The 26,347-nt window shown below is 64.5% G+C and carries 22 protein-coding genes; 11 read left to right on the top strand and 11 right to left on the bottom strand.

Annotation, left to right across the window (positions count from 1 at the left end; translation table 11 throughout):
* The first annotated feature begins 40 nt into the window (after positions 1–40).
* On the top strand, positions 41–2,458 hold the full coding sequence (locus PspR32_RS10515) for a TonB-dependent receptor (protein ID WP_159388426.1): 2,418 nt from the start codon (positions 41–43) through the stop codon (positions 2,456–2,458).
* A gap of 137 nt (positions 2,459–2,595) precedes the next feature.
* Here the strand turns inward: PspR32_RS10515 and PspR32_RS10510 are convergent, their stop codons facing one another.
* Positions 2,596–3,075 carry a VOC family protein gene (locus tag PspR32_RS10510; protein WP_100782241.1) on the bottom strand — a complete coding sequence of 160 codons (480 nt, stop codon included), beginning with the start codon at positions 3,073–3,075 and terminating at the stop codon, positions 2,596–2,598.
* Between the two features lie 78 nt (positions 3,076–3,153).
* On the opposite strand from PspR32_RS10510, the gene PspR32_RS10505 reads away from it, so the two are divergent.
* Positions 3,154–3,495 carry a hypothetical protein gene (locus tag PspR32_RS10505; RefSeq protein ID WP_036996086.1) on the top strand — a complete coding sequence of 114 codons (342 nt, stop codon included), beginning with the start codon at positions 3,154–3,156 and terminating at the stop codon, positions 3,493–3,495.
* Between the two features lie 21 nt (positions 3,496–3,516).
* Here the strand turns inward: PspR32_RS10505 and PspR32_RS10500 are convergent, their stop codons facing one another.
* Genes PspR32_RS10500 through PspR32_RS10490 form a run of 3 tightly spaced genes read right to left on the bottom strand, consistent with a single transcriptional unit; the run spans position 3,517 to position 8,311 of the window.
* Positions 3,517–4,881: a TolC family protein gene (locus tag PspR32_RS10500; RefSeq protein WP_100782242.1), complete on the bottom strand. Its 1,365-nt coding sequence runs from the start codon at positions 4,879–4,881 to the stop codon at positions 3,517–3,519.
* Entirely contained in the window at positions 4,878–7,013 is a 2,136-nt protein-coding gene (locus tag PspR32_RS10495) for a peptidase domain-containing ABC transporter (RefSeq protein WP_442967032.1), read from the bottom strand. Before PspR32_RS10495 ends, PspR32_RS10500 begins: the two co-directional genes overlap by 4 nt.
* A gap of 44 nt (positions 7,014–7,057) precedes the next feature.
* Entirely contained in the window at positions 7,058–8,311 is a 1,254-nt protein-coding gene (locus PspR32_RS10490) for an HlyD family secretion protein (RefSeq protein ID WP_036996088.1), read from the bottom strand.
* 284 nt (positions 8,312–8,595) lie between these two features.
* Between PspR32_RS10490 and PspR32_RS10485 the strand changes: the two genes are divergently transcribed.
* Positions 8,596–8,814: a hypothetical protein gene (locus PspR32_RS10485; RefSeq protein WP_010225604.1), complete on the top strand. Its 219-nt coding sequence runs from the start codon at positions 8,596–8,598 to the stop codon at positions 8,812–8,814.
* Positions 8,815–8,929: 115 nt separating this feature from the next.
* Here the strand turns inward: PspR32_RS10485 and PspR32_RS26170 are convergent, their stop codons facing one another.
* Positions 8,930–9,103, bottom strand: coding sequence for a hypothetical protein (locus PspR32_RS26170; RefSeq protein WP_162835463.1), 174 nt, complete (start codon positions 9,101–9,103; stop codon positions 8,930–8,932).
* A gap of 141 nt (positions 9,104–9,244) precedes the next feature.
* Between PspR32_RS26170 and PspR32_RS10480 the strand changes: the two genes are divergently transcribed.
* On the top strand, positions 9,245–10,276 hold the full coding sequence (locus PspR32_RS10480) for a DUF1176 domain-containing protein (RefSeq protein WP_159388424.1): 1,032 nt from the start codon (positions 9,245–9,247) through the stop codon (positions 10,274–10,276).
* Positions 10,277–10,342: 66 nt separating this feature from the next.
* Positions 10,343–11,500, top strand: a complete 1,158-nt coding sequence (locus PspR32_RS10475; protein WP_159388423.1) for a hypothetical protein — start codon at positions 10,343–10,345, stop codon at positions 11,498–11,500.
* Position 11,501: 1 nt separating this feature from the next.
* Here PspR32_RS10475 and PspR32_RS10470 read toward each other — a convergent pair whose 3' ends face one another.
* Positions 11,502–12,131: a DUF3885 domain-containing protein gene (locus tag PspR32_RS10470; protein WP_036996092.1), complete on the bottom strand. Its 630-nt coding sequence runs from the start codon at positions 12,129–12,131 to the stop codon at positions 11,502–11,504.
* Between the two features lie 107 nt (positions 12,132–12,238).
* On the opposite strand from PspR32_RS10470, the gene PspR32_RS10465 reads away from it, so the two are divergent.
* Positions 12,239–12,544 carry a chorismate mutase gene (locus PspR32_RS10465; protein ID WP_036996093.1) on the top strand — a complete coding sequence of 102 codons (306 nt, stop codon included), beginning with the start codon at positions 12,239–12,241 and terminating at the stop codon, positions 12,542–12,544.
* Between the two features lie 45 nt (positions 12,545–12,589).
* On the opposite strand, the gene PspR32_RS10460 is transcribed toward PspR32_RS10465, so the two are convergent.
* From PspR32_RS10460 to PspR32_RS10450, 3 genes are all read right to left on the bottom strand, one after another.
* Positions 12,590–14,587 (bottom strand): peptidase U32 family protein, encoded by a 1,998-nt coding sequence (locus PspR32_RS10460; RefSeq protein ID WP_010225595.1) that lies wholly within the window; start codon positions 14,585–14,587, stop codon positions 12,590–12,592.
* 204 nt (positions 14,588–14,791) lie between these two features.
* Entirely contained in the window at positions 14,792–15,172 is a 381-nt protein-coding gene (locus PspR32_RS10455; protein WP_010225593.1) for a RidA family protein, read from the bottom strand.
* Between the two features lie 52 nt (positions 15,173–15,224).
* The gene (locus PspR32_RS10450; protein ID WP_159388422.1) at positions 15,225–16,937 is read right to left on the bottom strand and encodes an amidase; all 1,713 of its coding nucleotides are present in this window, start codon (positions 16,935–16,937) and stop codon (positions 15,225–15,227) included.
* Between the two features lie 336 nt (positions 16,938–17,273).
* Between PspR32_RS10450 and PspR32_RS10445 the strand changes: the two genes are divergently transcribed.
* The 4 genes from PspR32_RS10445 (at position 17,274) to PspR32_RS10430 (ending at position 21,578) form a co-directional block, all read left to right on the top strand.
* On the top strand, positions 17,274–18,503 hold the full coding sequence (locus PspR32_RS10445) for a hypothetical protein (RefSeq protein WP_159388421.1): 1,230 nt from the start codon (positions 17,274–17,276) through the stop codon (positions 18,501–18,503).
* Between the two features lie 114 nt (positions 18,504–18,617).
* Positions 18,618–19,610 (top strand): GlxA family transcriptional regulator, encoded by a 993-nt coding sequence (locus tag PspR32_RS10440; RefSeq protein WP_010225588.1) that lies wholly within the window; start codon positions 18,618–18,620, stop codon positions 19,608–19,610.
* A 126-nt stretch (positions 19,611–19,736) separates the two neighbouring features.
* Positions 19,737–20,939 (top strand): NAD(P)/FAD-dependent oxidoreductase, encoded by a 1,203-nt coding sequence (locus tag PspR32_RS10435; RefSeq protein ID WP_100782250.1) that lies wholly within the window; start codon positions 19,737–19,739, stop codon positions 20,937–20,939.
* Positions 20,940–21,023: 84 nt separating this feature from the next.
* Positions 21,024–21,578 (top strand): UPF0149 family protein, encoded by a 555-nt coding sequence (locus tag PspR32_RS10430; RefSeq protein ID WP_010225586.1) that lies wholly within the window; start codon positions 21,024–21,026, stop codon positions 21,576–21,578.
* A gap of 132 nt (positions 21,579–21,710) precedes the next feature.
* On the opposite strand, the gene katG is transcribed toward PspR32_RS10430, so the two are convergent.
* Positions 21,711–23,981 carry a catalase/peroxidase HPI gene (gene katG, locus PspR32_RS10425; protein ID WP_159388420.1) on the bottom strand — a complete coding sequence of 757 codons (2,271 nt, stop codon included), beginning with the start codon at positions 23,979–23,981 and terminating at the stop codon, positions 21,711–21,713.
* Between the two features lie 204 nt (positions 23,982–24,185).
* Between katG and PspR32_RS10420 the strand changes: the two genes are divergently transcribed.
* A complete protein-coding gene (locus tag PspR32_RS10420; RefSeq protein ID WP_036996143.1) occupies positions 24,186–24,827 on the top strand; it encodes a hypothetical protein in 642 nt (213 codons plus the stop codon).
* A gap of 5 nt (positions 24,828–24,832) precedes the next feature.
* Here PspR32_RS10420 and gabP read toward each other — a convergent pair whose 3' ends face one another.
* Positions 24,833–26,233: a GABA permease gene (gene gabP, locus PspR32_RS10415; protein WP_010225583.1), complete on the bottom strand. Its 1,401-nt coding sequence runs from the start codon at positions 26,231–26,233 to the stop codon at positions 24,833–24,835.
* Positions 26,234–26,347: the final 114 nt, after the last annotated feature.

Here is a 26,347-nt window from a genome sequence, read left to right as displayed (position 1 = left end):
TTGTCATCAAGGGCATGTGAACCCAAAAGAGAGCGCAACAATGCCCGCACTGACACGCCACCGAACGCGCCTGGCGTCTTCGTTTTCGTCCCCGACCCTGTGCCTGATGCTCGGCCTGGCGTCGCTGGCCCCGCTGTGCGCGCTGGCCGACAGCGCCACCCGCAGCTACCAGGTGCCGGCTGGCGACCTGGGCGCGGCGCTGACCCGTTTTGCCGCCCAGGCCGGGGTCAGCCTGTCGGTGGACCCGGCCCTGGTCAATGGCCAGCGCAGTGCCGGCTTGAGCGGCAGTTTCAGCGTCGATGAAGGGTTTGCCCGGCTGCTGCAGGGCTCGGGCCTGCAATTGCAACCGGTGGCGGCAGGCGCCTATACCCTGGTGCCGGCACCGCAAAGCGGCGACGCCGTGGAAATCGCCCCGACCAGCATCCTCGGTGCCCACAGCGGCGCTGACGACGATGGCCAACGCTATGCCGGTGGCCAGGTCGCCCGCCGTGGCTCGCAAGGCTTGCTCGGCTCGCGCGACTTCATGGAAACCCCCTTCAGCATGACCACCTACACCCGCGAGGCGATCAAGGGCCAGCAGGCGCGGACCCTCGGCGACCTGATCGCCAGCGATCCGTCGGTGCGCGCCACCAACCCGGCTGGCGGGCGCTTCGAGCAGTTCACCATTCGCGGCTTCAGCCTGTTCAACAGCGATGTCGCCTACAACGGCCTGTATGGCATCCTGCCGACCTACTCCATCGACATGGAAATGGCCGACCGCGTCGACATCATCAAAGGCCCCAGCCAGCTGATCAACGGCATCTCGCCACGCGGCAGCGTCGGCGGCGGCATCAACGTGGTGCCCAAGCGCGCCAGCGACAAACCGATCACCGAGTTTACCGGCAGCTACGCTTCCGACAGCCAGGTCGGCGGCGCCGTGGACATCGGCCGGCGTTTTGGTGAGGACGGCAAGTTCGGCCTGCGCTTCAACGGCGTCAAGCAATCGGGCGACACCGAATGGGACCAGCAGAGCGTCGACCGCGAGATGGCCGTGCTCGGCCTGGACTTTCGCGGCGAGCGGCTGCGCCTGTCCACCGATATCGGCCATACCGAGCGCAACACCGATGCGCCCCAGGAGCGGGTGATCGTCGGCGCCAATGCCAAGGTTCCGGATGCCGAGGAGGTGCGACGCAACTACGCCCAGGCCTGGAGCAAGGCGCGCACCAACGATACCTTCGGCGCGGTGAACGCCGAATTCGATATCAACGACTCGCTGATGGCCTACGGCGCCGTCGGCGCGCGCAAGAGCAACCATGACTTCCTCCGCCACAACGTGCCGGTCTCCAACGATGCCGGTGACTTCAGCGTCCAGCCGCGCGACTTCACCCGCGACGAGAACGTGCGCACCGCCACCGCCGGCCTGCGCAACTGGTTCGAAACCGGCCCGGTGAGCCACGAGGTCAACCTCGCCGCCAACGACTTCTACATGGATTTCGAGAACGGCGGCGGGCGTTATGCGGCACGCCCGAGCAACCTCTACAACCCGCGCCCTACCCCTACTCCCGGCCCCCTGCTGCGCTCGGACCCCAAGGTCTATACCGAGAACCGCTTCAGCGGCGTGGCGCTGTCCGACACCCTGGGCTTTTTCGACCAGCGCCTGCTGCTAACCCTCGGCGCGCGCTGGCAGCGGGTCCAGGTCGATGACTGGAGCGATGGCATCAAGGGCGACACCGCCTATGACGAAGAGAAGGTCTCGCCCTCGGGCGGCATCCTGTTCAAGCTCACCGACCAGCTCTCGCTGTATGCCAACTACATGGAAGGCCTGAGCCAGGGCAAGATCGCCCCGTCGACCTCGATCAACGAAGACCAGATCTTTGCACCGTTCATCAGCCGCCAGGTGGAGGTGGGTGCCAAGTATGACCTGGGCAGCTTCGCCCTGACCGCCAGCGCCTTTCGCATCAAGCAGCCGGCTTACGAGACCAATGCCAGCACCCGGGTGTTCGGGCCCAACGGCAAGCGCGAAAACAAAGGCGTCGAGCTCAATGTGTTTGGCGAGCCGCTCAAGGGCTTTCGCCTGCTGGGTGGGGTGATGTACATCGACAGCGAACTGACCGACACCGTCGGCGGCAGCTTCGACGGCAACCGCGCCCCGGCAACGCCGGAGTACAACGTCAGCCTGGGCGCCGAGTATGACGTGCCTGCCCTCGCCGGCCTGACCCTGACGGCCCGCGGCCTGCATTCCAGCTCGCAATACCTGGACCAGGCCAACAGCAAGCAGATCGACGGCTGGGAGCGCTACGACCTCGGTGCACGCTATGCCTTCAAGGTCGATGACAAGGACATCACCCTGCGCGCCAGTGTCGAGAACGTGCTGGATGACCGCTACTGGGCCTCGGCGTGCGCCTCCGATGACAGCGAAGCGGGGTTGACCTTGTCGACGCCGCGCACCTACCTGGTGTCAGCGACCTTGGGTTTCTGAGGGCACAGCGGTTAGCTGCAATAGGATCCCTGTGGGAGCTGGCTTGCCAGCGATGAGGCCAGTCCAGTCAATACATCAAGTGCTGACCGGACTACGACCGCTGCGCGCTCGATCGCTGGCAAGCCAGCTCCCACAGTTCAACCCCTGACCGCCGCCTCAATCGCCGCAATATCAATCTTGCGCATCCCCATCATCGCCTCGAAGGCGCGCTTGGCCGCAGCACGGTCTGGGCTGGTCACCGCCTCGACCAGCACCCGTGGCGAGATCTGCCACGACAGCCCCCACTTGTCCTTGCACCAGCCGCAGGCGCTTTCCTGGCCGCCATTGCCGACAATGGCATTCCACAAGCGATCGGTTTCGGCCTGGTCTTCTGTTGCGACCTGGAACGAGAACGCCTCGTTATGCTGGAACATCGGCCCGCCGTTCAACCCCACGCAGGGGATGCCCAACACGGTAAACTCCACGGTCAGCACATCCCCCTCCTTGCCTGAGGGAAAGTCGCCCGGCGCCCGATGCACTGCACCGACCTTGCTGTCGGGGAAGGTTTGCGCGTAAAAGGTCGCAGCCTCCAGCGCGGTGCCGTCGTACCAGAGGCAGATGGTTGTTTTATTGCTCATCCTGGTTCTCCACGGTTGGTGAATGGCAGGTTGATTCTAGTCATGAAGACAGCGCACATACGTGAGGATTTATACAGCATGACCAGAATCAGCATTGCCTGCGCCTCACCCACCCGTGACCTGGAAATCGCCGTGTTTTTGCATCAACGGCTGAACATGTCGATCAGCGGCGCCCGCAAGCTGTTGGCCCTCGGCGCGCAGGGCTTTTTCTATAGTGCTGACCTTTACGGCAATGACCATCTGCAGCGCGACAGCGACATTCGCGACATCCTGGCCTTCTTCCAGCAAAAACAGCTGGCGCTGCTGTTGGTGGAAACCGACGAAGGCCAGGCGCTGCCTGTAGAGGATCTTGAGCAATATTCAATACCCGAAGAGTACCTGCTGAACGCGCTGGATGCCTGCCGAGGGCGTTACCACTAGCGGCTTCATGCACCGGCAAGCTCACAACGCGCCATTCAACTGCCCCAGATCCGCTGCCAGTTGCAACCGGGCGGTGTACCAGTTGACCAGCGACTCCACGCGCCGCTGCTCGGCGATGGCCAGATCGTTCTGTGCCCTGAGCAGCTCGATGATGCTGCCCACCCCGGCCTTGTAACGCCCCAATGCCACCTGATGGGATTGCCCGGCGCTGGCGACAAAACTACGGCTGATCGCCAGCGCCCGGGTGCGCGCATCCAGAGCCTGGCGGCTCTTCCAGACGTTGAGGGCGACCGTGCGCTCGGCCTGCTCCACCGCCTGCTCGCGGGCACCGGCTTCGTAGTCGGCGGCACGGGCACGACGACGGCTAAGAAAGCCATCGAAGAGCGGCACGGTGATCTGCACCCCGACACTCCAGGTCTCGATCTGCTGGCGCGTCGACACCTGGTCGATCGGTGTGTCCTCCTGCTGGTAGCTGCTGAACAGCGACACCTTCGGGCGCCCCTCGGCACGCGCTTGATCTGCCTTGGCGCGGGTGGCGGACCACTCGGCGCGAGCCTTTTCGATGGCCGGGTGCAGGGTCCTGGCTTGCGCCATCAAGGCATCGACGCTGGCCATGAACTCGCCCTCCTGCCCCGCTGGCTCGTTCAAGGCCGTAAGCTTCAGCGGCGCCGAGGGTGACAGCCCGAGCGCGCTGGCCAGGGCCCCCTGGGCCGCCGCGTATTCACCCTCGGCCAGCACCCGTTCGAGCTGCGCCTGCTCATGAGTGGTCTGGGCCTGCAAGCGGTCGGTCTGCTCGCCGGCCCCGGCCTGGTATTTGGCCGTGGCCGCCTTGAGGCTGTTGGCCGCCAGCGATTCGGCGCTGCGCTTGGCCTCGAGCAACGCGGCGTTGGCCTGGACCTGGTAGAAGGCTTTGCTGGTGTCAAGCACCGTTGCCTGGATTTTTTCCACGCGACTGCTGGCGGCGGCATTCAACAACTGGCGGGCCCCCTCCACTTTCGCCGCCCGCAGGCCAAAGTCATACAGCACCCAGCTCAGGTTCACGCCATAGCTGTTGGTGCGGGTGTTCAAGGTTGAGTCCGCTTCGGGAAAGTTGTCATAGCGTGTCTTGCGGCTCGCCCGCCCGCTGCTGAGCTGGGCTTGTGCGGTCGGCCAGTACGCCGAGTGCTCGGCATCGAGGTTGGCCTGGCTGCTCAGCTGCGACAGCCAGGCTTCGCGCACCTCAGGATCGGCGCACAGGGCAATGGCGACTGCCGTGGACAACCCCAGCGGCTCGTCCAGTTGCACGCGACCGGGGCAGGCATCAAGCGGTTCGGCGGCCCAGCCCGGCGCAGCCAGGCTGGCTGCCAGCAACCCTGCCAGACACAGGCTGAGCAGGTGCCGGTTCATGACGACGACGCCGCACCGCGGATAATCTCGCCCGACTCGGCTGGCGCGTGCTCATCCGTCTCGATCAGCGGGCCGTCATAGACCACCCGGCCGTTGTCGAGCGCCAGCACCCGGCGCGCCGAGCGGATGGTATCGGGGCGATGAGCGACAATGATGCGGGTGATGTTCAGCGCTTGCAGCGCCTGGTTGACCGCCGCCTCCCTGGCGATGTCGAGGTGGCTGGTGGCTTCATCGAGAAACAGCAGCTTGGGCCGCCGGTACAGGGCCCGCGCCAGCAAGATTCGTTGCTTCTGCCCACCCGACAGTACCGTGCCCATGTCGCCCACCAGGGTGTTGTAGGCCATGGGCATCTGCGCGATGTCATCATGCACCGCAGCCATGCGCGCACACTGCTCGACCCAGCGCGGGTTGGCTTCGGCACTGAAAAAACTGATGTTGTCGGCAATCGAGCCGGCGAACAGCACATCGTCCTGCAACACCGTGGCGCTGATCCGCCGCAGGCGGTCCAGGTTATGGCTATCGATGGCAACGCCGTCGAGCAACACGCTGCCGCTGCTGGGCGTGAGGATGCCGAGCATGACGTTGAGCAAGGTGGTCTTGCCGCCGCCCGAGGGGCCGACAATCGCCAGTGAATCCCCGGCCTCGATGCGCACCGACACCTCATCCAGCACATAGGGTTCATGCTCGCCGTAGCGGAACTTGAGCTGGCGTACTTCAAGGCTCGGTACACACTCATCGGCGTCGCTGTCGCCGGCGGCCGGGAACTGCCTGTGTTCGGGTACCTGCAGCAGGATATCGGCCAGGCGCTCGCCATGCAGGCGCAGCATCAGCACATCGACCAGCTTGTCGATCAGCCCGGCCACACGGCTGTTGAACTGCTCCTTGTAAGCGTTGAAAGCGATAAGCATCCCGGCGCTGAACTGGCCCTCGAGCACCAGCCTTGCGCCGAGCCAGATCACCAGCAACGTCACCAGGCCAAACAACAGGCCGTTGAAGGCGCGATAGGCCAACTCCAGTTTCTGCGGGCGCAGGCCGGCGTTGATTTCCTCGACCAGCAAGCTGCCCCAGGTGCTGGCGCGCTGCTCCTGATGGCCGAACAACTTGATGGTGCGCACCCCGCGCATGCTTTCCAGAAAGTAGCTCTGCTGCCGGGCGGCGTGTACCAGTTGCTCTTCGCTGGCGCGGCGCAACGGGCCGAACCAGGCCCAGCGCGCCAGTGCATAGATAACCATGGCCAGCAGGGCGATCAGCGCCAGCGGCGGACTGTAGGCGAACATCAGACCCAAGGTCACCAAGGTCATCAGGCCATCGAGCAAGGCCTCGACAAACGAGGTGGTCAGGGTGTGCTGGATCGATTTCAGCGAGCCGAAGCGCGACACGATATCGCCCAGGTGGCGACGCTCGAAAAAGGCCACGGGCAAGCGCACCAGGTGACTGAATACATTGATCTGCCATTGGCTGCTGAGCAGGGTGCCCAGGTACATCAAGGCCCAGGAGCGGGCCAGTGCCAGGGTTTGCTGCATCAGCAGCAGCAAGCCAAAACCGATCGCCAGGACCGCCAGCAGGTCGAGGTCGGCGCTGACCAGCACCTTGTCGATCACCGTTTGCAAAAAAAACGGGCTGAGCACAATACACAGCTCCAGCGCCGCCGCCAGCAACAGCACATGGCTCAGCACCCCGGCAAAGCCTTGCACCCGGCCCAGCAGCTGGCGCAAACGCAGCGGTGGGTTGGCCGGCCCCGGCTGGAAGTCGCCCTGAGGCCACAGCTCCAGGGCCACGCCGGTGAACGCCGTCGAAACTTCATCGAACGACAGTTTGCACACCCCGCGTCCCGGGTCGTGCAGGATTACCCCGCGCGGCCCGACCTCCTTGAGCACCACGAAGTGGTTGAAGTTCCAGTGCAGCACACAGGGCAATCGCAACTGCCCCAGCGCTTGCAGCTCCAGGCGCAACGGCCGGCTGGCCAGGCCCAACTGAGCGGCCATGGCCATCAGTTGCTTGAGGGTTGCGCCCTTCATTGACGGCGACAGCTTCTGGCGCAGCGAAAACAGGTCGTGGTGCTGGCCATGGTAACCGGCGATCATCGCCAGGCAGGCCTGGCCGCACTCGGCGGCTTCGGCCTGGAGCACCATGGGCAGCTTGCGACCGATGCCGAAGGCCAGCGATTGGCGAATATTCAAAGGCGTTTCCCTATGCCGCGCAGGGGTTCAAGCAGCCACTCATAGAGAGGCATGTTCTCCTGCAGGATGTCTGCGTCCAGTTGCATGCCCGAGCGCAAGCGCTCGTTCAATCCGCGCCCGAGCATGCTTTGTTGTTCGAGGGTGACCCTGACCCGGTACAACGGGCCCTGTTCGCGCTGCTGCTCGGAGACGCCGCCCACGGACATGATTTCATCGGCCGGCAGCGCACTGCGCGACACCGACGCCACAGTGCCGCGGGCCAGGCCAAAATGCTGATAGGGATAAGCCTGATAACGCAGCAGTACCGCATCCCCAGGGCGCACGAAGCCCACCGAGCGGCTGGGCACATAGAGTTCGGCATACAGCTGGGCATCCTTGGGCACGATGCTCAGCAACGGCCTGTTACTGTCGGCGCGGGTGCCATTGACCACGCCAATGGCCGTCACTTCGCCACTGGCCGGCGCGGTAATCACCACCTGGCGTTTGACTTCGCTTTCCAGCAGGCTGCCCTGGCTCTGCGACAAGCGCCGCTCAAGCTCAGCCAATTGCTTGCCCTGGTTGAACGGCAACTCGGCAAGCTCGGCGCGCAACGTCGCAATATCGTTGCGCAACGACAACAATGAACGGCTCAGTTCCTCGCTGCGCAGGCGCACTTCCAGCACCGCATCCTGCTTTTCCTGAAGCTGGTCGCGGGACACGTAGTCCTGGCGCTGCAGGTCGGCGTAGCGTGCGGCGATGCCCTGAGCCAGGCCCAGGCGCTGGCGGCTGATGTCCATCTGGGTGACGACTTTGTGCTGCTCGCTTTCCAGCACGGCCAGGCGCCGTCGCTTGCCCTCCAGCTCTTGCAGGTGCAGCGCCCGGGTAGTGGCGATCTCCTCGGCAAGGCTATCGTTACGGCGCTTGATCAAACGGCTGATGGCGACCTGCGCGCCACCGGCCTCGGCATACAGGTCACTGCCTAGTGCCATCAATGTCGCGCCCGCCTCGACGGTCTGCCCCTCGACTGCGGCCAGGCCTTGCACCACCCCCGCCTGCGGCGCAAACACCTTGATCAGGCCCCCCTGGGGTACCAGCACACCGGTCACGGTGGCGCGGCGGGTGTAGCTGGCGCAGGTCAGAAACACGATCAACAGCACGCTGAACAGCAGCGCAGCAAGTGCCGCCCAGCGCAGGGGCACGGGCGCCACCAGCAGCACACTGCCCAACTCCTTGTCACGCCGTGCGTGCACGGCTTCGCTCCTGAATAACATGCCAATCCATGACCCGGCGGATAACGTTAATCACACTGAACAGACTGTTCACCTGAGTCCGTAGCAGCATAACGGCGGGTTAATCCGCAGGCACTAGCACACTTGTACTATTGCACGTGAGCCCGTGGCATTACTAACTTGGCCGGGGATCGAAACAGCGAACAACTGTAATTACAACTGTGATCGGTCTCTCATTTTTAAAATGAGTAATACGCTGCGCCCAGGCCCTCTCCTGGGGGGATCAACCTAGGACGAACCCACTGTATCAACGAGGTAACTATCTCATGACCCATGCACAAAACATCGACATGACCACCGCCACGCCAGCCGCCCTGCGGGTGCTGGACGATCAGGAAGTAGACCAGGTAAGCGGCGGATTTTCCGTCAGCGCAGGCTCCTGGACACTGACCGGTGGTTCCTACAACTTCGGCGCTGGCGCCGGTTACCGCTTTGACTTGTACAGGGGCGGTGCGCACCAGGGCAGCTATACCCTGTGTAAATAAACGCGGCACTTAGATGAGTTGGTTGTAAGTAAAGGGCCATTGCGGCCCTTTACTTAATATAAAACTCAACCGTGGGAGCAGGCTTGCCCCGCGATCTTTTACACCTGCCACAACATCAATTACCGTCCGCCACCTTGCGCTCGATTTCAGCGATCTTGCGGCTGAGCTCTTCGGCGGCGTCTGCCTGGGTACGATGGGTGGTCGGGGTGATCGGCCGGTTGGCAGGGTCGTTGTCTTCAGCAGGCTTGTCCGTCTCGTTGGCGGGCTTGTCGCGGTCATTGCTGTTCATTGCAGTTACCTCCCGTGTCATACCCGTTGGATAGCACAGCAGCCTCGGAGTTCTCATCGGCAACGGCTTGAAGTTGGCCTGGCTTCTGCGATGATGCCCGGCCAAAACGCACGTTCGCTTACCCCGCAGGATTGAACCACAATGGTTGACGCAAGATGGAACTGGCTGCCCTTGATGCTCCTGCCGGCCCTGGCCCTGGCCGCGCCGGAACCGGAACAGGAGCCGGTGCTCAAGCAGTTCAAGGAATGGGTTGTGGGCTGCGACAACACCCGGCGCTGTACCGCCGTGTCGCGTAGCGTCGACCAGGGCGTGGGCCTTGAGCTTGTGCGCGAAGCCGGGGCCGAAGGTGCCACCGCCTTGACCCTGTTCACCGACGCCAGTGTCGACCTGGGCGCCAGGCTGCTGATCGACGGCGGCCCGGCGCCAGCGGGATTTCGGCCAGGCTCGCAGGGGCAGATGGGTTATCACGCAAAAGGTGACGTCGCCGTGAGGTTGCTGCGCCAACTGCGCAACGGCCAGACCCTGTCATTGGACACTACCAACGACCAGCACCCGGTATCGCTGCAGGGCCTGAGTGCCTCCTTGCTGTTTATCGACTCAGTGCAGGGACGCATCGGTCACCCCAGCGCTTTCGTAAACCCCGGCACGCGACCCGACAGCCAGTTGCCGCCAGCACCGCCGACACCCACCCTCGCCCCCTTCACACCGGCGCCAGGGGTGAGCGATGGTGAGCAGAAGGCCATCGCCGACGCAGTCATTGCCATCACCCGGCATGAATGGAGTGAGCCCGAGTATGACAACTGGCAAGCCGAAGCCGAGGTCTCGGCCCTGGACGCGACCCATGTGCTGGTAGGCCTGCGCTACGGCTGTGCGGCCCAGGGCTGCATGTACAGCTATTACCGCGCCTTGCGAACCGCACCCTATCAACCCACCTCGCTGCACATCTCGGTTCCCAAGCATGATGTGCTGGGCGGCGAGATGTATGGCTTTTTCAAGTTCGACCCGGCCCGCGGCGAGCTGACCCAGCTGCAGCCGGGAGGGCGCTACTGCGGCGCGAATGCAACCTGGCGCTATGACGGAGCCGTGATGCAGCTCAAGTCATTTAGCCGGATGAGCTGGTGCGACAGTGTGGATACCGCCCACTGGCCGCAGATCTGGCGTACCAAGGGATAGCGCCAGGCATACAGCTTGGCGCAGGCATTCGGTACACTCCGCGCTTTGACCCTAGAGCTCATGCGCATGGATGCCCTCGCCCGCTTCGCCCTCAAGCCGCTTGCTGCGGGTCTCGGTGTGTTCACCCTGGCCGCTTGCAGTCTCATCCCAGCAGGTGGCGAGACCGACCCGCCAGGCGACGGCCACCTGCCTATGCACCAGCGTCAGGCCCCCGACTGGCGAGCCCTGAACCTGGACGCGGATCAGGACTGGCTGCTGATCGACCTAAACAGCCTGCAGCATGAGGGCGGCATTACCTACGCCTGGACCGGCATCCAGCGCCACCGCTATCCAATGCAATACGGCCACGCGGTGATGGCCCTGCACAGCCGCGAGCACCTGGCGTTTTATTGCGAGCGCCAGCTCATCAGCCGGCAAAGCCAGTTCTTCCTCGACAACGACAACCGCGTAGACAGCACCCGGCTCAAGTCGCAGCCCTTCAGCGCGTTCTACCGGCAGGCCCCGCTGTACTATCAGCAGTTGTTCAACGCCGCCTGCCAACCGCCGGCCGAGCTTGCCAAGCTTGCGCCGCTCAAAACCCGTACGCCGTTGCCGCCGCCGTTCCTGCCGCCCAGGGCCAGGCCTGAAGTGCTTGCGGCCATCGCCGCCCTGGAGCTGCCGGCGCCACGCCTGACCCTGCACAGGCTGGACTATCGCTACGAGGCGAAGCTGACCGACGGGAACGCTACCGTCGACAGGCCGCGTCAGGTGTTCCTCAGCAACGACAGCCGCTCCGGCCAGCTGTTACTACAGGCCGTGGACCCGACGATAGCGCAACAGCTGCAACTGAGTTTTCGCGGCCTGTTCGATCTGGCCGCACGCGGTATCGACATCATGACCGGGCAGGAACAGGACGCCAGCGACAGCTTGACCGCGCTGTCATTCACCGGCGCCTGGCAAACCCTGCCCGCCCATGCGCAACTGAGCTACACCATCAGCTATGCCGGGCAAACCGCGAGCATTACCCGCACCACCCACTGCCAGGTCGGCAAGGCGCGACCGGCCAGCACCTTGCACTCGGCCCTGCAGGGCAGCGCCAAGCCGTTGACCTGCACCTGGCAGAGCCCACGCGGCAACCGTTGGGTCGAAGGCTACAGCTACCTGAGCGACTATGGCGTGTTCGTCCGTACCCGAGAAGACAACCCGCTGGGCACCTGGCGCTGGAAAATCGAGTCGCTGCAGTGAGTCAATGCAGGACGGTGGCGAAAGTCGCGTCCATGCGCTCGCGGTCGTAGTCCAGCAGCCACGGCTGATGCTGACGGTACAGCAGCGAGAGCACGTCATGGTTGGGGCCCACCACATCCATGCCCCGATCGTCATAGGGCAAGGCCATCAACCGCTGGTTGAGGTTGAACAGGTAGACAGCGCAGCAAGGGTTCGGGCGAATGGTCCCCGGGTTATCGGCCAATGCGCACCAGAGCACCGGTTGCAGCAGCGACAGTGGCGCCTCGAAGGCGAGGTGCAGCCAGTACTCGGGCTGGTGCTCTTCGAACCAGTCGTCCGGGTCCAGCCGCTGGCTCCACAGTGAGCGCTGGGCGGGGATGCGAATACCGGCGGCACGCAGATCGCGCAACACGTCGCGATGGGCAAAACCGTTACCGTTGGAGTGCACGCGCAGGCACACCACCATCGATTGCTCGCCGGCAAACAGGTCGCGGCACACCGTGGTTGCCTTGCTGACCGCCAGCAGAAAGCGCTCGAGGGTCCCGGCGCCTTCGGCCAGCTCGAAGCGCAGGCCTTGCGGGTAGCGATAGAACAACGGCCTGGCAAAGGCCAGGCCGCTGAAGATCTGTTGGATTTGCAGTTGTAGAGTCACATTACCTTCCTGGCTGTCGGCCCCACACTTCAGGGGCCAGAGTCCGTTCAGGCATACTACTGGAAATCAACTGGCTACCGCCACGCTGTCTACTGAAAGGAGTTCACATGGACGTACACTGCACCTCGATCGAAGAAGTTCGCCACCACATCGACGGCATCGACCGCGAACTGGTCGCCCTGCTCGCCCGGCGCGGCAACCTGGTCAACCAGGCGGCGGCGTTCAAGAAAACCCACGACGATGTCCGCGCCCCGGCACGGGTCGAGCAGGTGATCGCCAAAGTGCGCGCCCTGGCCGCGGAGTCCGGCGCCTCTGAAGAGGTGGTCGAGCGGGTTTACCGGGCAATGATCGCAGCCTTCATCGATGCAGAACTCAAGGCGCATGCGGCGCTGTCAGTGCAGCCTGCACCTTAGTTATGATCGCGGGGCGACGCTTCGACTTGCCCCGCGATGCCTCACTCAGTGCGGTGCGCGGGGGATGGTCTTGAGCAGGTCTTCAGGGCTGATGTGGCCCACCACCTGCTGCACGCTACCCGGTTGCGGCAGGCCGAGGATGTGGCCTTTCATCTTGCCGATCACGTGCATTTCGCACGGTTTGCAGTCGAACTTCAGGGTCAGCACTTCATCGCCGTGAATCAACTGCATCGGCGCGACCTTGGTGCGCACGCCGGTAACGCCCTTGGCCTGCTTGGGGCACAGGTTGAAGGAGAAACGCAGGCAGTGCTTGGTGATCATCACCGGCACTTCGCCTGGCTCTTCGTGGGCCTCGTAGGCGGCGTCGATCAGCTTGACCCCGTGACGGTGATAGAAGTCGCGGGCCTTCTGGTTGTAGACATTGGCCAGAAACGACAGGTGCGACTCCGGGTACACCGGCGGCGGGCTGGTCTCGGCCTTGCGGCCACCGCGCGGGTGCGCCTGGATGCGCGCGGCGGTCAGCGCTTCGATGACCTCGCGGCGCAGCGCCTTGAGCTGCGAGTTGGGGATGAAATACGCCTGCGGCGCATCAAGCTGAACGTCGGTGGCATGGTACTCGGTGGTACCCAGCTGGCCGAGCAGGTCGCGCAGTTGCTCCAGCGCCTGCTCCGGCTTGTTGGCCAAACCAAACGGACCGTCCAGGGCGACGCTGGCGCTGATGCCCTCCTCGCTGGTGGCGGTCAGCGCCAGGCGCTGCTCGCTCAACTGCGCAACCCAGGCCAGGCCGATACGGCGCTCGGCCGAGGTCTTCTGCAGGGCCTGCTGCCAGTTGTGGTCGAGGTTGCGGCTCAGCGGGTGATTCGGCCGCAACTGGTGCAGGCCCTTGGGCATCTCGTTGGGCTCGACACGGTAGCGGTAGCGCTTCTCGCCTTCTTCATCGAACTCGCCCTTGGGCTCGGCGATGTTGGCGCGAAAACCCACCACTTCGCGCTTGACCAGCACATTGAGGCCGTCGCCGTTGGACAGTGGCTCATGGGTGACCACCTGCAGGTCACGCTTGCCGACTTTTTCAACCACGCCCACCGGCAGGCCGGTGAAGGTCGGCGAGTCGAAGGCGCCGATGTCGATCTTGCGCTCGCTGACAAAGTAATCGGTGCTGCCGCGGTGGAAGGTCTTGTCCGGGTCGGGCAGGAAGAAGTGCGCGGTACGCCCGCTGGAGGCGCGGGCGAGGTCCGGGCGGTCTTCGAGCACGGCGTCCAGACGCTGGCGGTAGTAGGCGGTGATGTTCTTCACATAGCCCATGTCCTTGTAGCGCCCTTCGATCTTGAACGAGCGCACACCGGCCTCGACCAGGGCACGGATGTTGGCGCTCTGGTTGTTGTCCTTCATCGACAGCAGGTGCTTCTCGTAGGCGATCACACCGCCCTTCTCGTCTTTAAGGGTGTACGGCAGGCGGCAGGCCTGGGAGCAGTCGCCACGGTTGGCACTGCGGCCGGTCTGGGCGTGGGAGATGTTGCACTGGCCGGAGAAGGCCACGCACAACGCGCCGTGAATGAAGAACTCGATCGCCGCGTCGGTTTCGTCGGCGATGGCACGGATTTCCTGCAGGTTCAGCTCACGGGCCAACACCAGCTGGGAAAAGCCGGCCTGGTCGAGGAACTTGGCCCGGGCCAGGGTGCGGATGTCGGTCTGGGTGCTGGCGTGCAGCTCGATCGGCGGGATGTCCAGTTCCATCACCCCCAGGTCCTGGACGATCAGCGCGTCGACGCCGGCATCGTACAGTTCGTGGATCAGCTTGCGCGCCGGCTCCAGCTCGTTGTCGTGGAGGATGGTGTTGATGGTGGTGAACACCCGGGCGTGGTAGCGATGGGCGAACTCCACCAACTGGGCGATATCGCTGACGTCGTTGCAGGCGTTATGGCGAGCGCCGAAGCTCGGGCCGCCGAGGTACACGGCGTCGGCGCCATGCAAAATGGCCTCGCGGGCGATGGCGACATCGCGGGCGGGGCTGAGCAATTCCAGGTGATGCTTGGGCAGGGACATGTTTTTTTAGTCAGGCTGTCACGGTCGAGGCGCGCATTGTAGCGGCGAAACGCCCGATCGGCACCCGTAGCCTGCCCGGTGGCCTGTGTAGGTCTATCGCTGGCAAGCCAGCTCCCACAGGTTCGGCGCTGTTCCCAGGATTAGCGCAAGACCTGTAGGAGCGGGCTTGACCCGCGATGAGGCCAGCCCAGCCACCGCAACAACTCAGGCCTTGGCCGCCATCGCCGTTACTTCCACACGCATGCCTTCCACTGCCAGCGAGGCCACGCCGACGGCGGCGCGTACCGGCCAGGGCTTGGCGAAGAAGCGCTGGTACACCTCGTTGAAAGCAGCACGCTCGGCCATGTCGGTAAGGTAGATGGTCAGGTGCAGGACCCGGTCCATGGAGCTGCCGGCACGCTCCAGGGCGACCTTGAGCGCTTGCAGGGTGCACTCGCTCTGGGCAGTGATATCGCCCAGTTCCAGGCTGCCGTCGGCACGGGTAGGGATCTGGGTCGAGACCAGGATGCCAGCGAAACCGGCAACGTCGGAAGAGATCGACTCGGCGTCCGGATCGGGGATGAAACTGATGTCTTGGTTAGCCATGGATATCTCGTGTCTGGGGAACTAAAAAAGGGCGGTCACCCGCCCCTTTTGCTTACTTGCCGCTGGCCAGCGCTGGCGTACGCGGAGGCACCAGGCGCTTGGACCCGGTCGACTCAAACGCCGCCGCCAGGCGCAGCAACGACGAATCGTCGTAGGCGCGGCCGGCAAAGGTCAAGCCCACCGGCATGCCGATATCGGCCATCACACCCATCGGCACGGTCACCGTCGGCACGCCCAGGTGACGGATCGCCAGGTTGCCGTTGGCCACCCACACGCCGTTGCTCCAGGCAATGTCGGCGGACGCCGGGTCGACATCGGCGTTGGCCGGGCCAACGTCGGCGACGGTCGGGAAGATCACCACGTCGAGCTTGAGTGCATCCATCCAGTCTTCAAGGTCAATGCGCCGGGTCTGTTCCAGGCCGCGCAAGCCATCCGGCACGGTGCTGATCTGGTCCCACGGGGTGATGCCGCGCTCGGCCATGCGCACATATTCGTCCATGCCGGCCGCCAGGTCGCCTTCGCGGTTGGGCAGCGTGCCCGGATCATGCGGGAAAATCTTCGGCCCGTCGACGTCGACCAGGCGGTTGAGTTTGGGGTCGCCGTTGGCCTGGAGGAAATCATCGAAGGCCCAGGCGGTCAGGTCCCATAGTTCATGGTGGAGGAACTCCTTGGACACCAGACCGCGGTTGAACACGGTCGGCGCGCCCGGGCGGTCGCCCTCGCAGTTGGACACCAGCGGGAAGTCGACTTCGATCACTTCGGCACCGGCCGCTTCCAGCGCCTTGCGCGCCTGCTCCCACAGGGCGATCACCGACGGCCGGGTGTTGATCCGCTGCCCGGTCGGGCCACCGATGCCGGGGGCTTCGCTGGTGCCGGCTTCAGGGTCGGCGTTGATGTACATACGCGGCACGCCGAAACGCTTGCCCTTGAGCGCGCTGGCATCGGCCGCAAGCTCGTGGTAGGACGCCGGGCGCACCGAGTCGACGCTCGGGATCGGTACCCAAGGCTGCAGGCGCCACAGGTCGCCGCGTTTGTCCGGGTCCTCGGCGACGACGATGTCGAGCACTTCCAGCAGGTCGGCCATGGTCCGGGCAAAGGGCACCACCACGTCCATGGTCGGCGTCAGCGGCCAGTTGCCGCGCACCGAGATCACCCCGCGCGACGGCGTGTAGGCACACAGGCCGTTGTTCGAGGCCGGGCCGCGGCCGCTCGACCAGGTTTCTTCCGCCAGGCCGAAAGCCGCGAAGCTTGCGGCGGTGGCGGTACCGGCACCGTTGGATGAGCCCGAGGCAAAGGGTGCCGTCAGGTAGTCGGCGTTGTACGGGCTTTCGGCGCGGCCGTAGACCCCGCGCTGCATGCCGCCGTTAGCCATCGGCGGCATGTTGGTCTTGCCCAGGCAGATGGCGCCGGCAGCGCGCAGGCGTTCAATGGTGAAGGCGTCGCGATAGGCCTCCAGGTCAGCGAAGGCCGGGCTGCCGGAGGCGGCGGTCAGGCCCTTGACCAGGTAGCTGTCCTTGGCGGTGTAAGGGATGCCGTCGAGCGGGCCGAGGGCCTGGCCCTTGGCGCGGCGCGCATCGGAAGCCTGCGCTTCGCTCAAGGCTTCGGGGTTACGCACCACCACGGCGTTGAGCTTGGTGGCAGTGTTCGGGCCATCGTAGGCGTCGATACGCGCCAGGTAGGCTTTAACCAGTTCAACCGCAGTGGTCTGGCCGGACTCGAGCGCAGCGCGCAGCTGGGCAATGGAAACCTCTGTGACTTCGATCATGCTGCTACCGCCGACTGTTGATGGCTGACTGGGTGAAGGCTTCCATCACAAGGGGTCTGGAACACAGGGACTTCACGGGTTTCAAGATGGGTTCTCATAGCTGTTCTCATTGCACGGCATGACGCTGCAGGGTCTGGACGAATTACCTGAGCGGCCTATTTAGCACCAAAAATGCCCACAGAGGAACGGGTGGCCAGCGGGCAGCGGTGCATTCAGCCGCGTGCGGGGTTGCAAAATCGGGCGGAGCCCCAGCTCCGGCGCCAGCCTCGATTCAGCTTTACCCTTCCCGACGCCACGAGCATCATGCGCAGTTCGCGTTCACGGAGGACTTCGCACATGTTCAGGGCACTTTTCGACACGCTGTTCAGACGCACACCTACAGAGGAAGGGTTTGCCCGGACCTTCATCAAGGCCGCCCGTGCCGGCGGCTATGCCGAGCCCCTGGACTACCTGGCCGACGAATTTCGCCTGCGCTACGGCGACAGCGGCTATTTCAACCTGCACAGCGCCTACCGCGACTACCTGAACGCCGACAAGTCGCGCAAAGCCGATGTGCTCGCCAGTTACCTGCGCGCCTTGATCGACACCCGCAACAGCACAGCGCCACAACCGCTGGCGCAGGTGCGCCCGCTACTGAGGCCGGTGATCCGCAACCTGGCGATGCTCGAAGAGATCCGCCTGCACCATGTGCGCAGCGAGGGCTGGGACTCGCCCTGCCCGCTGGCCTGGCAGCCGTTCTCGGAGGATTGCGTCACCTTGCTGGCGGTGGACTACCCCGACACCACCTCGACCCAGACCATGGGCCCGCAACAGGACTGGGGCATCACCCTTGAGCAGGCACTGGCAATCGCCCTCGACAACCTGCGCGACGCCAGCCCCGATGCCTTCGAACAGATCCTCCCGGGGTTGTACCAGGGCGCCTGGCAGGACGGCTACGACACCAGCCGGGTGCTGCTGCCCGACGTGCTGCAGCGCGTGCCGGTATTGGGGCAGCCAGTGTTCATGATGCCCAGCCGCGATGTGCTGATGGTCACCGGTGACAAGGACGCCGAAGGCCTGCGGCAGATGGTCGAGCTGTGCTTCCATGCCCTGGAAAACGGCCGCGCGCAGTCCAGCCGGATCTACACCTACCAGGACCGCCGGATCGTTCCCTTCCAGGTGCAGGACGGGCACCTGCAAGCGCGCCTGGGCGACCTGCAGCGCTTGTTGCACCACGGCCTCTATAGCACGCAAAAAGAGTTTCTCGACAAGATCCACGAAGCCCACCCCGAGGACATCTTCGTCGCCACCCACAGGCTCTACAGCGATGCCGACAACCCCGGCAGCAGCTTCTCGATAGCGGCCTGGACCGAGGGCGTGTTCACTTCACTGCCGAAAACCGACCGGGTGATCCTGGTCCAGCCTCAGGCCGATGGTTCGGCACAGACCCGGATGGTTGCCTGGCACGAGGTCGAGTCGCTGCTGGGCGAGCTGCTGAGCAAAGACGGCGAGCTCTACCCGCCACGCTTTCGCACCCTCGGCTTTCCCAGCGCCGAGCAGTTGAGCCAGTTGACGCCCATGGACTGACCCCGCGGCCTGCTCGCGCCCTTGACGCTGCACATCAGCCGCTCAGGCAGACGTGCGCCGCCCGGCGTTCTGGTAAAATTTGCCAACCGCTATCCACCACCAAGAACCACAGCGATGAAGCCCCTGAACCCGCCCCGCCACATTGCGTTCGTCGCCTACCCACAGATGGGCCTGCTCGACCTGACCGGTGCGCAAACGGTGTTCTGGGCGGCGTCCAGGGTCATGCAGGCGCGCGGTCTGCCCGGTTACCAACTGCATACCGCAAGCCTGGAAGGCGGCCTGGTACCCAGTGCCGAGGGCCTGGCCGTGGATACCTCGCGCCTGGAGCAACTGGCCGCCGTGGCCATCGACACCTTTATCGTCCCCGGCGCCCCGGCAATCTGCCAGACCCTGGACGACTACAGCACCCTCACCGACTGGCTGCACGCCAATGCCGCGCGGGGCCGGCGTATCGCCTCGGTGTGCAGCGGGGCCTTTCTGCTGGCCAAGGCCGGCCTGCTCGACGGACGCCGCGCCGCCACCCACTGGGCCATGTGCGACACCCTCAAGCAGGCATTCCCGGCCATCGAGGTGGATGCCGATGCGATCTTCATCCAGCAGGGTACGGTATGGACGTCGGCCGGGGTCAGTGCCGGCATCGACCTGGCCCTGGCCCTGGTAGAGGCCGACTGCGGTCGCGAGGTCAGCATGGCCGTAGCCCGCGAACTGGTGGTGTACCTCAAGCGCCCGGGCGGCCAGGCCCAGTACAGCACTCTGCTGCAGTCACAAAGCCGGGACGCCGCAGCGTTTGAGCACCTGCACCTGTGGCTGAGCGAAAACCTCGGCGACCCGCGCCTGAACGTCGAGCGCCTGGCCCAACAGGCGTGCATGAGCCCGCGTAACTTCACCCGCATGTACAAGCTCAAGACCGGCCGTACGCCGTCCAAGGCCATCGAACTGTTCCGCCTGGAAGCTGCCCGGCGGCTGCTGGAAAGCTCGACCGGCAACATCGAGCAGGTCGCCCGCCAGTGTGGTTTTGCCGACGAGGAGCGGATGCGCAGCACCTTCCAGCGCCACCTGTCGATCTCGCCGCGCGACTACCGCAGCCGCTTCAGCGGCACCGCCTGACCCGCCTGGCCGAAACTCAGGGGTATTTGGCCTGGGGCCGCCGCCGCCCTGCCCTTACGATTGCGCCATCGGCAGTCAGCCGTAGCGGTTGATGCCCCGTGGTCATTCGTCGTCAGGAGCTCTCCCATGCAACAGCACATTCTGGTTATCGGCGCAGGTTTTGCCGGCGTCTGGAGCGCCTTGAGCGCGGCGCGGCAGTTGGACCTGCATGACCGTCAGGACGTCACCATCTCGGTACTCGCCCCGCAGGCCGAGTTGCGCATGCGTCCTCGCTTCTACGAGGCCGACGCGCATACGCTGTTTGCCCCCTTGGGCGCGTTGTTCGAGGCGGTGGGCGTGCGCTTTGTCAAAGGCTCGGCAATGGCTATCGATGCCCAGGCGAAAACCGTCGGCTACCGCAACGAAACCGGCACCTTGCAGCAACTGCGCTACGACCGCCTGGTCCTGGCGGCGGGCAGCCAACTGATGCGCCCGAACCTGGCCGGCATGCACCAGTACGCCTTCGATGTCGATGAACTCGAATCGGCAGTGCGCCTTGAGCAGCACCTCAATAGCCTCAAGTCCCGGCCCTCGAGCCTTGCGCGCAATACCGTGGTGGTCGCCGGCGGCGGCTTTACCGGCATCGAAACCGCCACCGAAATGCCTGCGCGTTTGCGAGCGGTCCTGGGGGATGACAGCGAAGTGCGGGTGATCATTGTCGACCGCGCCAGCAAGGTGGCCGCAGCCATGGGCGAGGCCATCGCCCCGGCGATTGTCGAGGCCAGCGAGCAGCTGGGCGTCGAGTGGCTGCTCGGTGCTACGGTGGAGTCGGTCGACGCCCAGGGCGTGACCCTCGCCGATGGCCGGCGGATCGACGCCAGCACGGTGATCTGGACCGTCGGTTTTCGCGCCAACCCGCTGACCGAACAGGTGCCCGGCGAGCGTAACGGCCAGGGGCGCCTGCAGGTCGATGCCAACCTCAAGGTCATCGGCCAGGAGCATATCTATGCCGCAGGCGATGTCGCCTACGCCGCCACCGATGAGCTGGGCAACTACTCGCTGATGTCCTGCCAGCACGCCATCGCCCTCGGCCGCCACGCCGGCAACAATGTCGCCGCCGACCTGCTCGGGGTTGCACCGCTGGCCTACCGCCAGCCCAAGTACGTGACTTGCCTGGACCTCGGGGCCTGGGGCGCGGTGTTCACCGAGGGTTGGGACCGTCAGCTAAAGTTGCTGAAGGCAGAAGCCAAGGCTCTCAAGGCCCAGATCAACACCGTGTGGATCTACCCACCGGCTGCGGATCGCAGCGCCGCCCTGGCCGCCGCCGACCCGCTGATTCCGGTGGCCTGACGTGCGGGGGGCTGGATAAAAACGGCACAAAGCGCCATCCTCCCCGCCTTTTGCCCGCGCGCCTGACCGGCCAAGGAGTTACCCATGCACGACCAGCCACTCGCTGCCGCCGATTTCGAGTTCCTCGAAGCCACCTTGCAGAGGTACGGCGATGACCATTCGGTGCTCAACGCCTCGGAGCTCGACGGTTATTTCACCGCGCTGGTTTCGAGCCCGGTGCAGGTGGACATCAGCGAGTGGTTCCCGGCCATCTGGGGTGGGCAGAACCCGGAATGGCAAAGCGCGCAGGAGTGCCAGCGCTTTGTCGAGCTGTGTGCCCGTCATTTGAACAGCCTGGCGACCCAGCTGGTTGAGGCGCCACAGGCGTTTGCGCCTCGTCTGGAGCAGACTGAACACCTGGGCCAGCCACTGCCGCTGGCGGAGGAATGGTGCTTTGGTTACCTGCGCGGCATGGCCATCGCCAACTGGCCTGCGCTACCGGCGCCACAAGCGCAGGCGTTGCAGGTGATTACCGGATGGGCCGAGCAGGATGAATTCGAGCTGCCGGCGGATCTGGACGTGACCTTGCACCGTCAGCGGGTAGTGGCGATTGCCCCGGCGGCGCGGGCGTTGCATGACTACTGGTTGGCGCAGCGCTAGAACGCTTGTGCCTGTGTCGCCTGGATTGCGACCTCTGTGGGAGCTGGCCTTGCCGGCGATGAGGCCGGCGGGCAAGTCCCGCTCCTACAGGTTTGGCGCTATACCTGTGGGAGCGGTGCCCCCCGCCTCAACTCACTTGAGGTCAAACCGATCCAGGTTCATCACTTTCGTCCACGCAGCAACGAAATCCGTGACGAACTGCTCCTTGGCGTCGGCACTGGCATAGAACTCCGACAGCGCCCGCAGTTGCGAGTTGGAACCAAACACCAGGTCAACCCGGGTGCCGGTCCACTTCAACGCGCCGGTCTTGCGATCGCGCCCTTCGAACGCGTCGTTGGCCGCCGACACCGGCTTCCATTCCACGCCCATGTCCAGCAGGTTGACGAAGAAGTCATTGCTCAGCGTGCCCGGCTGCTGGGTGAAGACGCCGTGTTTGCTCTGCCCATCGTTGACCCCCAACACCCGCAGGCCGCCCACCAGCACAGTCATTTCCGGCGCGCTCAGGGTCAGCAGTTGCGCCTTGTCGATCAGCAAGGCCTCGGCCGGTACCCGGTAGCTGTTCTTCAGGTAGTTGCGAAAACCATCGGCATTGGGCTCAAGAAAGCCGAACGATTCGACGTCGGTCTGCTCCTGCGAGGCGTCCATGCGTCCCGGGGTAAACGGCACGCTGATGTTGACCCCGGCGTTTTTCGCCGCCTGCTCGACCGCCGCACTGCCCGCCAGCACGATCAGGTCGGCCAGGGAGACTTTCTTGCCGCCGCCCTGGGCACTGTTGAAGTCGCTCTGGATGGCTTCCAGGGTGCTCAGTACCTTGGCCAGTTGCTCGGGCTGGTTGGCCTGCCAGAACTTCTGCGGCGCCAGGCGCAGGCGCCCGCCGTTGGCACCACCACGCTTGTCGGAGCCACGGAAGGTCGACGCTGCCGCCCAGGCCGTGGACACCAACTCGGCCACCGAAAACCCCGAGGCCAGCAGCTTGGCCTTCAGTGCGCTGACATCGCTGTCATCGACCAGGGCATGGTCGACCTCGGGGATCGGGTCTTGCCACAGCAGCTCCTCGTTAGGCATTTCCGGGCCCAGGTAACGCGACAGTGGGCCCATGTCGCGGTGGATCAACTTGTACCAGGCACGGGCGAAGGCATCGCTCAACTGCTCGGGGTTTGCCAGGAAGCGCCGGGCGATTTTCTCGTAGATCGGGTCGAAGCGCAGCGACAGGTCGGTGGTCAGCATGGTCGGGTTGCGCCGCTTGGACGGGTCATGGGCATCGGGAATGATCCCGGCCCCCGCGCCGTTCTTGGGCGTCCACTGGTTGGCCCCGGCCGGGCTCTTGGTCAGTTCCCATTCGAAGCCGAAGAGGTTCTCCAGGTAGTTGTTGCTCCAGCGCGTTGGCGTGGTGGTCCAGGTCACTTCCAGGCCGCTGGTGATGGTGTCGGCGCCCTTGCCGGAGCCAAAGCTGTTGCGCCAGCCCAGGCCCTGCTCTTCAAGGCCGGCGGCTTCCGGTTCCGGGCCGACGTTATCGGCAGGGCCCGCGCCGTGGGTTTTGCCGAAGGCATGGCCGCCGGCAATCAGGGCCACGGTTTCTTCATCGTTCATGGCCATGCGCGCGAAGGTTTCGCGGATGTCCTTGGCGGCGGCGACCGGGTCGGGGTTGCCTTCCGGACCTTCCGGGTTGACATAGATCAGGCCCATCTGCACCGCGGCCAGCGGGTTTTCCAGATTGCGGCCCTGGTCGGTGCGGCTTTCTTCGTTGCCGTGCTGCTCGGGCTCGGCTACCAGGGTGCCTTCGCCGGGCTCCTGCATTGGCTGCGGGCCCTTGCCGTAGCGGGTATCGCCGCCCAGCCACTTGTTTTCCGAGCCCCAGTAGACGTCTTCATCCGGCTCCCAGACATCCGGGCGGCCACCGGAAAAACCGAAGGTTTTGAAGCCCATGGACTCCAGCGCCACATTGCCGGTAAGTACGATCAGGTCGGCCCAGGAGATGCTCCGCCCATATTTCTGCTTGATCGGCCACAGCAGCCGCCGGGCCTTGTCCAGGCTGACGTTGTCAGGCCAGCTGTTGAGCGGGGCGAAGCGTTGCTGGCCGGAGCCCGCGCCGCCACGGCCGTCACCGGTGCGGTAGGTACCGGCGCTGTGCCAGGCCATGCGGATGAACAGCGGCCCGTAATGGCCAAAATCCGCTGGCCACCAGTCCTGGGAATCGGTCATCAGCGCATGCAGGTCTTGTTTGAGGGCTTGAAAGTCCAGGCTTTTGAAGGCTTCGGCATAGTTGAAGGCATCGCCTTGGGGATCGGACTGCGGCGAGTGCTGGTGGAGGATCTTCAGGTTCAGTTGGTTCGGCCACCAGTCACGGTTCGTCGGACCACCGCCAGCGGCTTGACTGAACGGGCATTTCGATTCAGTAGACATGGGTGAGCTACCTTTGTATCCAGCGTTTTAGTTATCTCCACATCAGGTCCGGCCGGCACATGCCAGCACATCTTCAAGGCTAGTCCCGCCCCCGGTAGTCAGCAAATAGACGCAGTGTTACCCGTCGATAGCCATAATCTCTTATACCAACCCCAGGGACGGAGCAGATCGTAGGTGTAGCCGCCTCCCCCTGAGGTCATGATCATGAACAGCCGTGCGCGTCGCACCGCCTTCCACGAAGCAGGCCATGCCCTGGCCTTCTGGTGGAACGGCCTGGCGATCAAGCGGGTGACAGTGCGCACCCGCGCCGAAGCGCTGATCGGACCGATGGTTGATTTGCGTGGCAACCTGCAAGCGGTCAAGGGCCTGGTCGAGGCCGACTACCTGGTGCCATTGCCTGCCTTCGAGCCCCCGGGGATCGCCGAGTATCTGCCATCGATGATCGAGCTGATCGAACGCGATCTGCTCAACTGCTTTGCCGGGCCGGTGGCCGAAGCGGTCTATCGGCATTGCGCCGTTGATCGTTTCCTCACCACCAGCGGTGCCGGCGACCTGCGCCGGGCCCATGAACTGATCGCCCTGCTGCCCGCGCGCAAGTTGCTGGATGCCGAGCCGGTGGCGCTGGTGCGTTGTCACTGCCTGGTGCGACGTTACTGGCCGGCATTGCGCGCGCTGGCCGAGCAGCTGCGCGAGCGCGGAGCGCTGGATGGCGACACGCTGATCGCGCTGCTTTGCCAGTTGACCGGCGAGACGCCACAACGGCTCAGCAATCCGCTGACACCCCTGGATCAGCCATCACGCAGCGGTAGGAGCAGCGGCGCGACGCCTCGACTTGCCCGGCAATAAGCGCTTCAGCCCACCGACGGCACCTTGACCGGCTGGCCATGCTGACGGGTGGTGATAATGCCGATGAAGGAAATCACCAGCGCAAGGCCGATGGTGGTGGTCACCTCGGCACGGTGCTCAGGGGTCACCAGCATGACCCCGAGCGCTGCGCTGATGAACACGATGACCAGGTAGGTGAGCCAGGGGAACAGCCACATGCGAAACGTCAGCTCGACCTTCTGCTTGAGTAGCATCCGGCGCATGCGCAACTGCGACACGGCAATCACCAGGTACACCAGCAAGGCAATGGCACCGGAGCTGGCCAGCAGGAACTGGAACAAGCCGGCCGGGGCAAAATGACTGACCACGGTGATCACTGCACCCAGCACGGTGCTGGCGATGACCGCTGCGCGTGGTACGCCAACGGCCGAGGTCAGCTTGACCTGCCGGGGCGCTTCACCGCGCTTGCCCAGGGAGAACAGCATGCGCGAAGCAATGTAGATCGAGGAGTTCATGCAACTGGCCACTGCCACCAGCACCACCACATCCATCATCAGCTTGGCGTGGGGGATGTTCATCAGCTCCAGGGCGCGCTGGTAAGAGCCCACCGACGCCAGTTGCGGGTCGTTCCAGGGCACGATGGAAATGATCACGGCAATCGACAGCAGATAGAACACACCGATGCGCCAGATCACCGAGCGGGTGGCCTTGGCGATGTTCCTCGCCGGGCTCTGGGATTCGGCGGCGGCAATGGTCACCGCCTCCGTGCCGATAAAGCTGAACATCACCGTGATGAACGCACCGACCACCGCCGACACGCCGTTGGGCGCAAACCCGCCCTGGGTTTCAAGCAAACGGCCCAGGCCGCTGACCTCGCGCTCCGGCACCCAGCCCATCAGCACGGCTGCGCCGAGGGAGATGAAGGCGATGATCGCCACGACCTTGAACAGCGCGAACCAGAACTCGAACTCACCGTACTTGGCCACGCTGAACAGGTTGGTCGCGGCCAGGACGATGATCGACAACAGGGCAAACAGCCAGGTATCGACCATGGGCAGCCAGTTGTTCAGCACATGCCCGGCGGCCAGGGCCTCGATGGGGATCACCAGCACCCAGAACCACCAGTACATCCAGCCGATGGTAAAGCCGGCCCAGGGCCCGATGGCCTGGTCGGCATAGGTCGAGAACGAGCCGGTATCGGGGTTGGCCACGGCCATCTCGCCGAGCATGCGCATCACCAGGATCACCAGCAGGCCGGACAGCACATAGGCCAGGATTGCCGCGGGCCCGGCGGCGGCAATCGCATGCCCGGAGCCGACGAACAAGCCGGCGCCGATGATGCCGGCGATGGAAAGCATGGTGACATGGCGCGGCTTGAACCCCTGCGCCAACTGACCGCTCGAATCCTTGGAGCCCAGGCTGATCATTATATTTATTCTCTTGTGATCGGAACGCATGGCATTGACTGCTGGCGTCACCTTACCTGTGCTGCTTGACGGCGGATTTGCCTGAGCGCGCCGTTCGCTGTGTCTGATCTCGCC

The sequence above is a fragment of the Pseudomonas sp. R32 genome, from assembly GCF_009866705.1.
GTDB classification, from domain to species: Bacteria; Pseudomonadota; Gammaproteobacteria; order Pseudomonadales; family Pseudomonadaceae; genus Aquipseudomonas; species Aquipseudomonas donghuensis.
Note: the sequence above shows the minus strand (reverse complement) of the source record. Positions and strands in the feature narration are given on the sequence as shown.

Coding starts and splice junctions, on each gene's coding strand:
- PspR32_RS10435 (WP_100782250.1), top strand. CDS start 19,737: ATGCAACAGCACATTCTGGTTATCGGCGCAGGTTTTGCCGGCGTCTGG.
- PspR32_RS10460 (WP_010225595.1), bottom strand. CDS start 14,587: ATGTCCCTGCCCAAGCATCACCTGGAATTGCTCAGCCCCGCCCGCGAT.
- PspR32_RS10480 (WP_159388424.1), top strand. CDS start 9,245: ATGGTTGACGCAAGATGGAACTGGCTGCCCTTGATGCTCCTGCCGGCC.
- PspR32_RS10505 (WP_036996086.1), top strand. CDS start 3,154: ATGACCAGAATCAGCATTGCCTGCGCCTCACCCACCCGTGACCTGGAA.
- PspR32_RS10500 (WP_100782242.1), bottom strand. CDS start 4,881: ATGAACCGGCACCTGCTCAGCCTGTGTCTGGCAGGGTTGCTGGCAGCC.
- PspR32_RS10440 (WP_010225588.1), top strand. CDS start 18,618: ATGAAGCCCCTGAACCCGCCCCGCCACATTGCGTTCGTCGCCTACCCA.
- PspR32_RS10510 (WP_100782241.1), bottom strand. CDS start 3,075: ATGAGCAATAAAACAACCATCTGCCTCTGGTACGACGGCACCGCGCTG.
- PspR32_RS10430 (WP_010225586.1), top strand. CDS start 21,024: ATGCACGACCAGCCACTCGCTGCCGCCGATTTCGAGTTCCTCGAAGCC.
- PspR32_RS10475 (WP_159388423.1), top strand. CDS start 10,343: ATGGATGCCCTCGCCCGCTTCGCCCTCAAGCCGCTTGCTGCGGGTCTC.
- PspR32_RS10515 (WP_159388426.1), top strand. CDS start 41: ATGCCCGCACTGACACGCCACCGAACGCGCCTGGCGTCTTCGTTTTCG.
- PspR32_RS10465 (WP_036996093.1), top strand. CDS start 12,239: ATGGACGTACACTGCACCTCGATCGAAGAAGTTCGCCACCACATCGAC.
- PspR32_RS10495 (WP_442967032.1), bottom strand. CDS start 7,013: ATGGTGCTCCAGGCCGAAGCCGCCGAGTGCGGCCAGGCCTGCCTGGCG.
- PspR32_RS26170 (WP_162835463.1), bottom strand. CDS start 9,103: ATGAACAGCAATGACCGCGACAAGCCCGCCAACGAGACGGACAAGCCT.
- PspR32_RS10455 (WP_010225593.1), bottom strand. CDS start 15,172: ATGGCTAACCAAGACATCAGTTTCATCCCCGATCCGGACGCCGAGTCG.
- PspR32_RS10490 (WP_036996088.1), bottom strand. CDS start 8,311: ATGTTATTCAGGAGCGAAGCCGTGCACGCACGGCGTGACAAGGAGTTG.
- PspR32_RS10450 (WP_159388422.1), bottom strand. CDS start 16,937: ATGATCGAAGTCACAGAGGTTTCCATTGCCCAGCTGCGCGCTGCGCTC.
- PspR32_RS10485 (WP_010225604.1), top strand. CDS start 8,596: ATGACCCATGCACAAAACATCGACATGACCACCGCCACGCCAGCCGCC.
- PspR32_RS10420 (WP_036996143.1), top strand. CDS start 24,186: ATGAACAGCCGTGCGCGTCGCACCGCCTTCCACGAAGCAGGCCATGCC.
- gabP (WP_010225583.1), bottom strand. CDS start 26,233: ATGATCAGCCTGGGCTCCAAGGATTCGAGCGGTCAGTTGGCGCAGGGG.
- katG (WP_159388420.1), bottom strand. CDS start 23,981: ATGTCTACTGAATCGAAATGCCCGTTCAGTCAAGCCGCTGGCGGTGGT.
- PspR32_RS10445 (WP_159388421.1), top strand. CDS start 17,274: ATGTTCAGGGCACTTTTCGACACGCTGTTCAGACGCACACCTACAGAG.